Annotated in this window: 12 protein-coding genes; all 12 read left to right on the plus strand. The window is 47.5% G+C overall.

Annotated features, from left to right (window positions below):
- Positions 1–43: 43 nt before the first annotated feature.
- The 12 genes from rpoZ to DXB91_RS08260 all read left to right on the plus strand — a co-directional run bounded on the left by rpoZ (position 44) and on the right by DXB91_RS08260 (position 13,399).
- The gene (rpoZ, locus tag DXB91_RS08205) at positions 44–283 is read left to right on the plus strand and encodes a DNA-directed RNA polymerase subunit omega (protein ID WP_015534811.1); all 240 of its coding nucleotides are present in this window, start codon (positions 44–46) and stop codon (positions 281–283) included.
- A 137-nt stretch (positions 284–420) separates the two neighbouring features.
- A complete protein-coding gene (locus DXB91_RS08210; RefSeq protein ID WP_022216786.1) occupies positions 421–1,974 on the plus strand; it encodes a UDP-N-acetylmuramoyl-L-alanyl-D-glutamate--2,6-diaminopimelate ligase in 1,554 nt (517 codons plus the stop codon).
- Complete coding sequence (gene priA, locus DXB91_RS08215) at positions 1,943–4,201, plus strand: replication restart helicase PriA (protein WP_118017470.1); 2,259 nt, start codon at positions 1,943–1,945, stop codon at positions 4,199–4,201. Before DXB91_RS08210 ends, priA begins: the two co-directional genes overlap by 32 nt.
- A 20-nt stretch (positions 4,202–4,221) precedes the next feature.
- Complete coding sequence (def, locus tag DXB91_RS08220; RefSeq protein ID WP_015534815.1) at positions 4,222–4,689, plus strand: peptide deformylase; 468 nt, start codon at positions 4,222–4,224, stop codon at positions 4,687–4,689.
- 34 nt (positions 4,690–4,723) lie between these two features.
- Positions 4,724–5,650, plus strand: coding sequence for a methionyl-tRNA formyltransferase (fmt, locus tag DXB91_RS08225; protein ID WP_118017472.1), 927 nt, complete (start codon positions 4,724–4,726; stop codon positions 5,648–5,650).
- 35 nt (positions 5,651–5,685) lie between these two features.
- Positions 5,686–7,023 carry a 16S rRNA (cytosine(967)-C(5))-methyltransferase RsmB gene (rsmB, locus tag DXB91_RS08230; RefSeq protein WP_118017625.1) on the plus strand — a complete coding sequence of 446 codons (1,338 nt, stop codon included), beginning with the start codon at positions 5,686–5,688 and terminating at the stop codon, positions 7,021–7,023.
- A gap of 30 nt (positions 7,024–7,053) precedes the next feature.
- A complete protein-coding gene (gene rlmN, locus DXB91_RS08235; protein ID WP_118017474.1) occupies positions 7,054–8,130 on the plus strand; it encodes a 23S rRNA (adenine(2503)-C(2))-methyltransferase RlmN in 1,077 nt (358 codons plus the stop codon).
- An 83-nt stretch (positions 8,131–8,213) separates the two neighbouring features.
- Positions 8,214–8,948 (plus strand): Stp1/IreP family PP2C-type Ser/Thr phosphatase, encoded by a 735-nt coding sequence (locus tag DXB91_RS08240; RefSeq protein ID WP_015534819.1) that lies wholly within the window; start codon positions 8,214–8,216, stop codon positions 8,946–8,948.
- Between the two features lie 6 nt (positions 8,949–8,954).
- Entirely contained in the window at positions 8,955–11,165 is a 2,211-nt protein-coding gene (pknB, locus tag DXB91_RS08245; RefSeq protein ID WP_117874270.1) for a Stk1 family PASTA domain-containing Ser/Thr kinase, read from the plus strand.
- 14 nt (positions 11,166–11,179) lie between these two features.
- A complete protein-coding gene (rsgA, locus tag DXB91_RS08250; protein WP_117549456.1) occupies positions 11,180–12,052 on the plus strand; it encodes a ribosome small subunit-dependent GTPase A in 873 nt (290 codons plus the stop codon).
- A complete protein-coding gene (rpe, locus tag DXB91_RS08255) occupies positions 12,052–12,714 on the plus strand; it encodes a ribulose-phosphate 3-epimerase (protein ID WP_117549067.1) in 663 nt (220 codons plus the stop codon). Before rsgA ends, rpe begins: the two co-directional genes overlap by 1 nt.
- Positions 12,715–12,736: 22 nt before the next feature.
- Positions 12,737–13,399 carry a thiamine diphosphokinase gene (locus DXB91_RS08260; RefSeq protein ID WP_055224121.1) on the plus strand — a complete coding sequence of 221 codons (663 nt, stop codon included), beginning with the start codon at positions 12,737–12,739 and terminating at the stop codon, positions 13,397–13,399.
- Positions 13,400–13,480: the final 81 nt, after the last annotated feature.

Here is a 13,480-nt window from a genome sequence, read left to right on the forward strand (position 1 = left end):
GAAGAATATTTCAATAATCATATAAGAAAGGGGATATAATATCATGTTACATCCATCATACACAGACTTAATGTCAGTAGTAAATGCAGAGGTTGAGCCAGGTGAGCAGCCTGTAGTAAACAGCAGATATTCAATCGTTCTTGCAACAGCAAAGAGAGCAAGAGAGATCATTGATGGTCAGGAGCCTATGGTGGCAGCAGACCCAAAGAAGAAGCCATTATCCATCGCTGTAGATGAAGTTTACCATGGAAAGGTAAAGATCGTCGGAGCAGACGAGGATTAACAGACCGGAATATATAGCGGTAAGTGAGAAGAATGGAGGTTGGAGCTTTTAGCACAGCCTCCTATTTTTCTGATACACAACTGTGCCGGATGTGGCATATTCTAAATAAACAGGAATATGTCGACGGGAGGTGTATCATGAGGGCGTCAGATGTTCTAAAAGGCACGGTCTATGAGATCCTGGCAGGGGACATTGACTGTCAGATTACGGATCTGGCAGATGATTCCAGAGATGTCACACAGGGAACTCTTTTTGTGTGCCGGAGAGGTGCGAGAACAGATGGACATCGCTATATAGATGATGCCGTGGCAAGGGGCGCAGCGTGTATAGTCATGACAGATGATATCGGCATACCTGCGGAGCGGTCAGCCGGACGCTGGGGGGATACCGATGGTGTACTGATCGTGAGACTGTATGACTATCGCCACGGTATAGGAATGATATGTAATAATTTCTGGAATTTTCCGTCACGAAGTATGAAAGTTATAGGTGTGACCGGGACAAAGGGAAAGACCACGGTCGCATGTATGATAAAGTCTATGCTGGACAGATGGGGGCGTAGAACCGGTCTTGTGGGAACCATAGAGATCGATGACTGTATCCGGAAGATACCATCTGTGAACACTACTCCGGGAACGATATATCTCCATCGCAAGCTTGCAGACATGGTGGCAAATGGTGCGGAATACTGCGTCATGGAGGTATCGTCACAGGGGCTTATGCACGGCCGTGTGTCAGGGGTAGAATTTGATATATGCGTATATACAAATCTTGCTCCGGATCACATTGGGCGGAATGAACACCGCACATTTGCCGAGTATGGGAGATGGAAGAGAAGCCTGTTCTCAAAGTGTAAGACTGCGGTGATAAATGCAGATGACATGTATTCTGGGTGTATTGCTGCCGAGGCTGTGAATGCAGGGGCTGAAGTGGTATATTATGGTGTGAGGAATCACACTGCAGCCGGGGATGGCAATGTGTGTATGGCGGGAGCAATACACAGGCTCATTCTCCATAGAGTTATGGGGATAGGCTATGAGTGTGAGAGAACGGACGGGGAGAGCACTTACATGACTGTTGGCATACCGGGAGAGTTCAATGTGTACAATTCTCTTGCTGCGGTAACCACTTGCGGGATCATCGGGATACCGATGGAGGTAATGCAGGATTCGCAGTCGGATATGAAGGTGAGGGGCAGACTCGAGCCGGTGGAGATTCCGGGATACGCAAGGATATTCATCGATTATGCCCACAATGCCGTGAGCTTGGAAAATGTACTGACAACCCTCAGACAGTACAGGCCGAAGAGGCTTATATGTCTGTTCGGATGCGGCGGCAACAGATCAGCCGGGCGCAGAAAAGGCATGGGATTTGTGTCGGGCAGGCTGGCGGATATGACGGTCATAACAAGTGATAACCCGAGGTTTGAATCCCCGGAGGCGATAATGACGGATATTGAGACCGGGGTTCTCGAGGGCGGAGGAGAATATGTAAAGATATGCAGCCGTCTGGATGCTATAAGATACGCTCTGGAGATTTCGGACAGGGATGATATAGTCCTTCTGGCCGGCAAAGGCCATGAGACATATCAGGATATAGAGGGACGCAGGACACAAATGGACGAGAGAGAAATGATACGGCAGATATTGGAGGAGAAAAATGCGGGGATTGTACGCAGATGTGATAATTGATATATCCCATGAGGCGATAGACAGAACATTTCAATATGCTATTCCTGACGATATTGCCGGCAGGATACAGATAGGAAGTCAGGTCAACATTCCATTTGGCAAGGGAAATAATCTGAGAAAAGGCTATGTCATAGGGATATCGGATTCCACGGAATATGATGAGAGCAGGATAAAGTCTATAGATTCTCTGTGCGAGGACGGCGTGGCAGCTCCGGGAAGGCTCCTTGCCCTTGCGGCGTGGATAAAGGAGAACTACGGCTCCACCATGATAAATGCCATCCAGACGGTGATGCCGGTGAAAAAAACGGTTAAGTCCGTGGTGGTCAGATATGTTGTCCTTTCATGCGAGGATGTGGACACATGGGAATACAGATATATGAAGAAGAATGCCAGGGCAAAGCTCAGGCTCCTCCGCGAGCTTATGGTGAGACATGAGCTCCCAATGACGGAGGCCACCGGGACTTTGAATGTGTCACATCAGGCGGTTAAGGCCATGGAGGACGAAGGTGTCGTTCGTATCGTTGAGGACAGCAGATACCGGGATGTGGTGTCTGACGCGGTGAGGCAGCAGGCATTTGAGGCTCCTGATATAGAGCTTAACAGTGACCAGCAGAGGATAGTCGATGATTTCGTAAGTGATGCAGATCAGGGTATACACAGGACTTATCTTCTTCATGGCGTGACGGGAAGCGGCAAGACTGAGGTGTATGTGAGGTGTATCCGTGAAGTCGTCCGCGCGGGCAGACAGGCGATCGTGCTGATACCTGAGATAGCACTCACGTATCAGACACTGACATATTTCTCCAGATACTTTGGTGACCGTGTGACCATGGTCAACTCAAAGCTCAGCAGCGGGGAGAAGTATGATCAGTTTGAGCGCGCAAGGAAGGGCGATGTGGATGTGGTGATAGGCCCGAGGTCTGCGCTGTTTACCCCATTTGAGAAGCTGGGGCTGATAATAATAGACGAGGAGCATGAGAGCAGCTATAAGAGTGACAGCCCGCCAAAATATCACGCAAGGGAGACTGCCATAGAACGTGCAAGGCTTGAGGGGGCGAGTGTCATACTCGGTTCCGCAACTCCTTCCGTGGAGAGCTACAAGCGTGCACTGGCGGGTGAGTACAGGCTGTGGACCATGGACAGCCGTGTTGAGGGCAGAGCCATGGCAGAGACAAGCATAGTAGATCTCAGGGATGAACTCCACCGGGGCAACAGATCCATAATAAGCGACGAGCTTGCAAATGATATAGCGGACAGGCTCAGCAAGCGGGAACAGATCATGCTGTTCATCAATAAGCGGGGATATAACAGCTTTGTATCCTGCAGGAGCTGCGGAGAGGCAGTGAAATGCCCGCACTGTGACGTGTCCATGGCACTGCACTCTGGAAATAATACACAGAAGGGCGTGCTTGTGTGCCACTACTGCGGATTCAGAATGCCGGAGCCGGACAAATGTCCGGTGTGCGGTTCAAAGCTCATAGGAGGCTATGGAGTCGGAACCGAGAAGGTCGAGCAGGAGGTACACAGGTTGTTCCCGGAGGCCAGGACTTTAAGGATGGACAGGGATACGACCTCGAAGAAGAATTCTCATGAGCAGATACTTGAGAGCTTCGGAAGAGGCGATGCGGACATACTCATAGGAACCCAGATGATAGTCAAGGGACATGACTTTTCCAGAGTGACACTTGTGGGTGTGCTGCTGGCGGATCTCACACTGTTCAGCGGAGACTACAGAGCCGGTGAGAGGACATTTGATCTGCTGACCCAGGCTGCGGGAAGAGCCGGAAGGGGTGATGTGCCCGGAAAGGTTGTGATACAGACATACAAGCCGGACAACTACGCCATAACTGCGGCAGCGTCCCAGGATTACAGGGCATTCTACGATATCGAGGAGGCGTACAGATCACTCATGAGGTATCCGCCGGAGTGGAATATGATGGTCATAATGGGCACGGGCATGGACGAAGAACAGCTTGCCAATATAATGGATAGGATGTATTCTCTTATAAGGGGAAAATATATAAATGCAGGACATCTGTCTGTGATCGGTCCTTCGGAACCGGCCATATCAAAGATAAAGGATGTGTACAGGCGGGTGTTGTATATAAAACACCGGGATTACAGGATGCTGGTGGATGTCAAGGATTATGTCGAGGAATGGCTTAAGGAGAACGGAGAGAACGATGTGAGCGTATTCTTTGACCTGAATCCGGTAAATATGTATTAGTGAAAAGGAGATTTGTGGACATGGCGATAAGAAATATAAGATATGACGGAGATGACATACTCAGAAAGGTGTGCAGACCGGTTGAGAAGATGGATGACAGAACACTTACACTCATAGATGACATGTTTGATACCATGTATGAGGCAAATGGAGTTGGACTTGCCGCACCTCAGGTTGGAATCCTCAAGAGGATAGTTGTTATTGATGTCGGCGATGACAATCCACTCTGTCTTATAAATCCTGTGATAACAGAATCAGACGGAGAGCAGACAGGTGAGGAGGGATGCCTCAGCCTTCCTGGAAAATTTGGAACAGTCACAAGACCTATGCATGTAATATGCAAGGCATTTGACGAGAATATGGAGGAGTTTACAGTCGAGGGAGAGGGACTTCTGGCGAGAGCTATCTGCCACGAGCTTGATCATCTTGACGGAAAGCTCTACAAGGATCTTGTCGAGGATGGCCTTCACGAGGTAGAGCAGAATTAAGAGATACTTAACCTATAATAAGGAGGACATGCAGATGAGAGTTATATATATGGGAACCCCTGATTTTGCCGTGCATGCACTTGTATCCATAGTGGAAGCGGGACATGACGTTGTGGCATGCTTTACGCAGCCGGACAAGGCAAAGGGAAGGAGCAAAAAGCTTCAACCGACACCGGTGAAGGTACAGGCAATGGAATATGATATTCCGGTATATCAGCCGGTGAAGCTCCGTGAGCAGGAGAACGTGGACATCATCAGAGAGTATGCACCTGATGTGATAGTTGTGGCAGCATATGGCCAGATACTTCCTGAGAGCATACTCAATATTCCGAAGTACGGATGTGTCAATATCCATGCATCGCTGCTCCCGAAGTACCGCGGTGCGGCGCCTATCGAGTGGGCGATCATTGACGGCGAGAAGGAGACCGGAGTCACCACCATGTACATGGCAAAGGGACTTGATACCGGAGATATGATAGAACATTCGGTTGTGCCTATCGGTGACGATGACACTGGAGAGACATTGACGGACAAGCTTGCGGCAAGCGGTGCGCAGCTTATACTGTCAACCCTTGAAAAGCTTGAGAATGGAACTGCGGTCCGGACACCTCAGGATGACAGCCTGAGCTGTTACGCTTCCATGTTGAACAAGGGTATGGGAGATATAGATTTCAGTGAGCCGGCAGAGAAGATAGAGAGACTTGTGAGAGGCCTTCAGCCATGGCCTTGTGCATACACAAGGATAGGAGGCAAGAATGTCAAGATATATGGGGCAAAGGTAGTGAGCCGTGAGGATGGCATTGCACCGGGTGAGATAACCATGGTGACCAAGAAGACATTTGCCATAGCGTGTGGACAGGATGCACTCCAGATAACAAGATTGCAGCCTGAGGGCAAGAAGCCTATGGATGCGGCGGCGTTCCTTGCGGGCAATAAACTCACAGCCGGAGAGCACATCTGATCAAATATATCTGATGAAGAATGGACAGAGGTAGAATGGATACAAAGACTCGAGAGGTGGTTCTGACCACATTACTGGACATAGAGAAAAATCATACATTTTCAAATATAGCACTTGGAACGGCACTCCGCGCCAACCAGTTCATGAGCAAACAGGACAGGGCGTACATCACGAGAATGGTCGAGGGAGTCACAGAGCAGAGGATAAAGCTGGACTACATAATAAACCAGTTCTCCAAAACAAAGGTGAACAAGTGCAAGCCGCTCATAAGATGCGTCCTCAGGATGGGAACTTACGAGCTGTTCTTTATGGACTCTGTTCCGGATTCGGCTGCCTGCAACTTGTCGGTGAAGCTGGCGGTGGATCATGGATTTGGAAGCCTCAGAGGCTTTGTCAACGGAGTGCTCAGAAATATCGCAAGAAACAGGGATGGTATAAAATACCCTGATAAGAACACATCATCTTTGGAATACTATTCGGTTGAATATTCAGTTCCTGTGGAGCTTGTGGAGATACTGCTGCAGGACTATGACAGAGAAACGGTGGACAGGATACTCGGAAGCAGCTACGAAATGCGTCCGACATCCATAAGGGTGAATACAGACAGGATAAGCGTTGATGAAGTCGAGAGGAAGCTGGAGGCCGCTGGAATAGAGACAGTGCGAGGAAGCCTGAATGACACATCACTTCTTATAAAGGGATATGATTATGTCAGAAGGATCCCAGGATTCATGGATGGAGAATTTGTTGTACAGGATCAGAGTTCGTGTCTGGCTGTAAGGGCAGCAGGTATACAGAATGGAGATCTGGTGGTGGATGTGTGTGCAGCACCGGGCGGCAAAACCATGTATGCCGCAAGTCTTGCGGGACAGACAGGAAGGGTTATCTCAAGGGATCTCACCGAGAACAAGACGGAGCTCATAGAGGAGAACGTGGACAGACTTGGACTGACAAATGTCACTGTCGAGGCATGGGATGCGAGAGACCTTGATGAGAACCTTGTCGGAAAGGCTGATGTGGTAATAGCAGACCTTCCGTGTTCGGGACTTGGCATAATGGGCAGGAAGAACGATATCAAGTACAATGTGACAGGTGACAGCATAGACGAGCTGGCACAGCTTCAAAGGGATATTCTTGACACTGTATCCAGATATGTGAAAACGGGTGGAACACTGGTGTATTCGACATGTACTATAGACAGCAGGGAGAATCAGAACAATGTTAAGTGGTTTGCGGAAAATCATGATTTTGAGACTGTGAGTATAGATGAGATTGTACCGGGGCACGGCGGCGATAAAGGATATGTAACTCTGTTACAGGGAGTCGATGAGTGTGATGGATTTTTCATATCGAAGTTCGTGCGTACAAAATAGATAGAACATGTATAAAAGATTGGACAGAGTATGGAAGTAAAGGATAGAGAAGATAAGGATATTAGACAGCCGGATCTGAAATCAATGAATATGGAAGAACTCAGGAACTGGGTCACCGGTGCCGGTCAGCCGGCATTCAGGGCGAAGCAGATATATCAGTGGTTTCATGTGAAGCTTGCGGACGGAACGGAGGAGATGACCAATCTGCCGAAAAGCCTCAGAGAGAAGATGGATGAATATGGAATATATGGTGTGAGCGTTGTCACCAGACTCATTTCAGAGGATGACGGCACAAATAAATTCCTGTTCAGACTCCATGATGGGAATGTCATAGAGAGCGTGCTCATGAAGTACAAGCATGGCAATTCCGTGTGCATATCATCCCAGGTGGGCTGCCGTATGGGCTGCAGGTTCTGTGCATCGACCATAGGCGGGCTGGTGAGGAATCTCACAGCGTCCGAGATGCTGTCACAGATATACAGCATCCAGAAGATAACAGGTGAGCGTGTGTCAAATGTGGTCGTGATGGGAACAGGAGAGCCGCTGGATAACTTTGACAATCTTGTCAGGTTCATAGAGATGCTGACGGACGAGAATGGACTGAACATAAGCCAGAGAAATGTCACAGTGTCGAGCTGCGGTTTAGTGCCTGAGATAAAGAGGCTTGCGGATATAGGGCTTTCCATTACATTTGCATTGTCGCTTCACGCGCCAAATGACGAGGACAGAAGGGCACTCATGCCGATAGCTAACAGATACAGCATTGCAGAGGTTCTGGACGCCTGTGATTATTACTTTGACAGGACGGGCAGGAGGATAACATTTGAGTATTCTCTTGTAAAAGGGCAGAATGACAGCCCTGAGAAGGCATGCGAGCTGGCGCATCTCATAAGGGGAAGAAACTGCCATGTGAACCTCATCCCCGTAAATCCGATCAAGGAGAGGGATTACGAGAGGGCGGATAACAGCGCCATTGAGAATTTCAAAAATATTCTGGAGAGAAACCAGATAACAGCTACGGTGCGAAGAAGCATGGGGCGTGACATAGACGCAGCGTGCGGACAGCTCCGCCGTAAATATGAGGAGGAGAACAAGACGGATAAATAGTTCGTCTTGTTCTTTTTTATGTGTTGTGCTAAAATAGGCAAGGTGGCGTATCAGATAATATTTTAGGCTGATGGAGAGAATATATGAAATCATTTGGAATAACAGATGTTGGAAAAAAGCGTTCCATGAATCAGGACAGCATATTTTATACAGATGAGCCAATAGGGGCTATCAGCAATCTGTACATAGTTGCGGATGGCATGGGCGGTCATAAGGCCGGGGACGTTGCATCCAGAACGGCGATTGAAGCCGCAGTTGAATATATAAGTGAAAGCGAGATAAGCAATCCTGTATCGCTGCTCAAGAGGGCGATAATATATGCCAATGACAAGGTGTATAAGCTTGCGCTCAGCAATCCGGAGGATTACGCAGGTATGGGAACGACATTTGTAGCTGCAGTGATCGATGATGGAATCATGTATGTCGCGAATATAGGTGACAGCAGATTATATATAGTTAACAATGAGATAAGACAGGTCACACTTGATCACTCATTGGTTGAGGAGCTGATAAGGAATGGTCAGCTCGACAGGAATAAGGGACGGAATCATCCAGAGAAGAACATTATAACCCGAGCACTTGGAATAGGTGATGATGTGGTTCCGGATTTCTTTGAAGTAGAACTTTCAGCGGATGATAAGATCCTTCTATGTTCTGATGGTTTGTCGAACATGATAGAGGACGACGAGATTCGGGACATTGTATCAGAGTCGGATGATCTTAAGACAGTCGGTGAGAAGCTGGTGGAGAGAGCGAATTACTACGGCGGCAAGGACAATATATCTGCCGTTGTAGCTGCGATAGATTGGGAGGAATAAATTGGTATGTTAAATCCGGGAACGATGCTCAGCGGTCGTTATGAGATCATAGAATTGGTTGGATCTGGCGGTATGTCAGAGGTATATAAGGCAAAATGTCATGTGTTAAACAGATATGTTGCCATAAAGGTGCTTAAGCCTGAGTTCAGCTCAGACGTTAATTTTGTTACAAAGTTCAGGATAGAGGCCCAGTCTGCGGCGGGGCTGTCACATCCTAATATTGTGAATGTATACGATGTCGGTGAGGACAACGGAATATATTATATAGTAATGGAGCTTGTGGAGGGAACCACCCTCAAGGAATATATACAGGCCCACGGCAGAATAGAGCCTATGCAGGCGATCGATTTTGCCATACAGATAGCCCAGGGACTTCAGGCAGCCCATGAGCATCACACGATACACAGAGATATAAAGCCTCAGAACATCATCATGTCGAACAACGGCACGCTGAAGGTTACTGATTTCGGAATCGCAAGAGCCGCATCGTCAAGCACGACCACGACAAATGCGATGGGTAGTGTTCACTACATATCACCGGAGCAGGCAAGGGGCGGATTCTCAGATGAGAGAAGTGATATTTATTCACTCGGTATCACCATGTATGAGATGCTCACAGGACATGTTCCATTTGAAGGCGAGAACAATGTGGCTATAGCGCTGATGCACATTCAGGGCGAGATGGTATCACCTAGGGAGTATTACCCGGATATACCTACAAGCCTTGAGAAGATCATAAGAAAGTGTACACAGAAGAAGCCGGAGAGACGATATCTCACAGCAAATGCGCTTATAGCTGATCTCAACAGAGTAAAAGAGAATCCTAATATAGATTGTATAGTGGTGCCTAAGACCAGCGTTCCTACATCCCCTACCATTGAGATGACAAAGCAGGAGATGGAGATGATCAAGACCGGAAGACAGGTCGATAAGGCAGATACTACGGAGATTCCACCTGTAAGTCCGAGAACGTCAGAGATCAAGGCTAACGTGCCAGTTATGCCGCCGTCACAGTTCGACGATCTGTTCCCAGATGACGACGATGAAGAGGATGATACGGACGAGTCAGTGGCAGATGATGGAGAACAGGAGCAGGAATACGATGGAGAAGAGGAGCTTGATCCAAGACTTAAGAAGATAATCATGGTATCAAGTATTGCTATCGCGGTGGTTCTTGCCATACTTGCCATACTTCTCATAGGCAAGATAGCCGGCTGGAATATTCTGGGCGGTAAGGGTAAGACGGAGGAAAGCACCGATGTCATAACCACAGAGGGAACGAACGACACAACTGCACAGGAGACAGTACCTATGGTCAATGTAGTAGGTCTGTATAAGACTGCGGCTGAGGAGCAGATGAAGAAGAATGGCTTCACCAACTATACATTTGTGGAGAAGACAGATGCCACAGTTGAGAAGGGCTATGTAATATCACAGAGTATAGATGATGGAACATCCATAACAAAGGATACACAGATAACTATTTACGTGTCATCGGGCAAGGAAAAGACCAAGGTGCCGGATGTTTTCGGATATGAGGACAGTCAGGCCACAACATTGCTCGAGGAGGCAGGACTTAAGGTAACACATGGCTATGCGTACGATGATAATGTTGAGAAGGATCATGTAATATCCTCAGATCCTGTTGCCGGAACAGAGGTTGAGGAGGGCTCAACAGTCAAGATAATCATCAGTAACGGTAAGGAGACGAAGAAGATCGCAGTTCCTAACCTCAAGGGTATGTCTGAGGCAGATGCAGCAGATAAGCTTCAGGAGGTCAACCTGGTAGGCAATCCAAGCTATGAGTACAGCGATGATGTGAAGGAAGGCCAGGTAATATCACAGGATCCTGAGGTCAACACTGAGGTTGACGAGGGAACTACCGTGTCATATGTTGTCAGTAAGGGACCTCAGAAGGTTACATACTCTGTATCTTTCAGCGGTTCAATATCGAATATAGAGTTTGATTTTGATACATTTGGAAGTGTGACAGTTGACATCTCATACACAATAGGCAGACAGACATTCTCTGTATACAGCGGCAAGGCTGGTGCAGGAGACTTCCCTATCAATATAGATGGAGTTGAGGGTCCTACAGGACTTGAGAGCAACCAGGGATCATTCTCTGTGACCATCACGGATTCAGAGGGAATAGATGTCACATCAAGCTTTAACACGGGCGGTTTGTCCGCTACATTTACACAGGAGAGTAATTAGTAGTGGCAGAGATCATATCAGGAAAGATAATCAAAGGAATCGGTGGATTCTATTATATAGACGCCGAGGATGGACATTTGTACGAATGTAAGGCGAAGGGCATCTTCAGAAACAAAAAGATCAAGCCCCTTGTCGGAGATAATGTGAATATAGAGATACTTGATCCTGAGAACAATCTAGGTAATATCGTTGAGATATTGCCTAGATTTAACTCTTTAATAAGACCTGCTGTGGCAAATGTGGATCAGACGATCATAATATTTGCCGTGAGCGAGCCTGAGCCGAACTTTAACCTGCTTGACAGATTCCTTGTCAGCATGGAGAAAAGCGGTGTTGAGACTATCATTTGTTTTAACAAGACGGATCTTTCGCCGGACAATATGGAGGCTTGCAGATCATACAGCAAGAGCGGGTATGAGACAATCTTTATAAGCGCCAGGGAAGGCGAGGGCATAGACAGGCTCAGGGAGATCATAAAAGACCGCACAACGGTGTTTGCGGGGCCATCGGGAGTCGGCAAGTCGTCTACTCTCAATGCGATCAAGCCAGAGGCGGAGGCCCAGACAGGCGCTATAAGTGACAAGATAAAGCGTGGCAAGCACACCACGAGACATTCTGAGCTCATGCACATTGGCGGCAGGACATATATTATGGACACACCGGGCTTTTCATCGCTCTATGTTGATTCCATAGAGGCGGAGGATCTCAAGGAGTATTTCCCGGATATTGCGGCATATACGGGAGAGTGCAGATTCAACATGTGCAATCATGTCAGTGAGCCGGATTGTCTGGTAAAGCAGGCGGTTGCGGACGGAGAGATAAGCCGTATAAGATACGAAGATTATGTAATGATATATAACGACTTAAAAGAAAAGAGGAAATGGTAATGATAATTCTTTCACCTTCATTATTGTCAGTTGATTTTGCACATATTGCGGACGGCATTGCGGAGCTTGACAGAGCGAAAGTTCCTGCGCTGCACCTTGACGTTATGGACGGTGCGTTTGTTCCGAACATATCATTTGGTGCGCCTGTCATAAAGTGTCTCAGAAAAGAGACGAACATGATATTTGACGTGCATCTCATGATAGAGGAGCCGGACAGATATCTTGAGGATTTCAAGAAGGCAGGTGCTGACTGGGTAACCGTACATGCAGAGAGCTGTAAGCATCTGCACAGAACCGTTGCCAGGATACATGAGCTTGGAATGAAGGCCGGAGTGGCACTCAATCCGGCAACTCCTGTATCAGTGCTTGACTATGTGATAGACGATCTGGATATGGTACTTGTTATGAGTGTCAATCCGGGATTCGGCGGACAGTCATTTATTCCTTCAGCACTCAGAAAGGTGGCTGAGGTCAGAAAAATGGCAGATGACAGAGGCCTTGAGCTCAATATAGAGGTGGATGGTGGAGTCAATCTGAAGAATGTGGGTGACGTCATAGAAGCCGGTGCAAATGTCATAGTTGCCGGTTCTGCGGTATTTGGCGGAGATGCTTATGAGAATAGCTGCAGCTTTCTCAAAGTATTTGAGAAATATGAGGCATAGATAATAAAGGGCAAATAGTGATATGAAGAGTTATATTATAATATCCGGAGGCAGAGTTGATCTGTATTCACTTCAGGGAATCATGGACAGACACCTTGAAAGCAGCAGAGTGATAGCTGTGGACAAGGGTATAGAGACCTGCAATAAGATAGGAATAGTACCAGATGTGATCGTGGGTGACTTTGATTCAGCCAGCAAGGTGACTGTGGGCGTGTACAGGAAGATGGCTAAAAAGATGCACTCCATACAGTTTGTTGATCTGGACACACACAAGGACTTCACGGATACTCATGTAGCCATCATGCATGCCATGGAGGAAGGTGCTACGGATATTTATATATCGGGGGCCACAGGAACAAGACTTGATCACACAATGGCAAACATAGGGCTACTCAAGGAATGTGCGGATAAAGGCGTAAATGCGTATATAGAGGATGACCATAATGTAATAACCATGATAAATTCCAGTGCCGGAATAAGCCGGCTGGAGGGATACGATTATATATCTTTTATACCGTACGGTGGATGCGTCACGGGGGTAACACTTACAGGGTTTGAATACAACGTGGAGAATCGTACATTTGAGATAGGAGACAGCCTTGGAGTGAGCAACCGGGTTGTATCGGAGGATGCAAGGATAGAGATAGAAGATGGCTATATGATCGTCAATTACAGCCGTGACTGATATGTTTTTAAAGACCAGGCATATAAACTACAATATAAATATAACGAAAAAGCTCTGCACAGTGTATTATCTGTGCAGAGC

It is taken from the genome of Coprococcus sp. OM06-34AC (assembly GCF_003462545.1).
In the GTDB taxonomy this organism is placed as follows: Bacteria; Bacillota; Clostridia; order Lachnospirales; family Lachnospiraceae; genus Coprococcus; species Coprococcus aceti.

What these genes read in the sequence shown, in the direction of transcription:
- def (WP_015534815.1), top strand. Translation starts at nt 4,222, where the DNA reads ATGGCGATAAGAAATATAAGATATGACGGAGATGACATACTCAGAAAG.
- DXB91_RS08260 (WP_055224121.1), top strand. Translation starts at nt 12,737, where the DNA reads ATGAAGAGTTATATTATAATATCCGGAGGCAGAGTTGATCTGTATTCA.
- DXB91_RS08210 (WP_022216786.1), top strand. Translation starts at nt 421, where the DNA reads ATGAGGGCGTCAGATGTTCTAAAAGGCACGGTCTATGAGATCCTGGCA.
- rsmB (WP_118017625.1), top strand. Translation starts at nt 5,686, where the DNA reads ATGGATACAAAGACTCGAGAGGTGGTTCTGACCACATTACTGGACATA.
- rpoZ (WP_015534811.1), top strand. Translation starts at nt 44, where the DNA reads ATGTTACATCCATCATACACAGACTTAATGTCAGTAGTAAATGCAGAG.
- rpe (WP_117549067.1), top strand. Translation starts at nt 12,052, where the DNA reads ATGATAATTCTTTCACCTTCATTATTGTCAGTTGATTTTGCACATATT.
- priA (WP_118017470.1), top strand. Translation starts at nt 1,943, where the DNA reads ATGCGGGGATTGTACGCAGATGTGATAATTGATATATCCCATGAGGCG.
- DXB91_RS08240 (WP_015534819.1), top strand. Translation starts at nt 8,214, where the DNA reads ATGAAATCATTTGGAATAACAGATGTTGGAAAAAAGCGTTCCATGAAT.
- rlmN (WP_118017474.1), top strand. Translation starts at nt 7,054, where the DNA reads ATGGAAGTAAAGGATAGAGAAGATAAGGATATTAGACAGCCGGATCTG.
- pknB (WP_117874270.1), top strand. Translation starts at nt 8,955, where the DNA reads ATGTTAAATCCGGGAACGATGCTCAGCGGTCGTTATGAGATCATAGAA.
- fmt (WP_118017472.1), top strand. Translation starts at nt 4,724, where the DNA reads ATGAGAGTTATATATATGGGAACCCCTGATTTTGCCGTGCATGCACTT.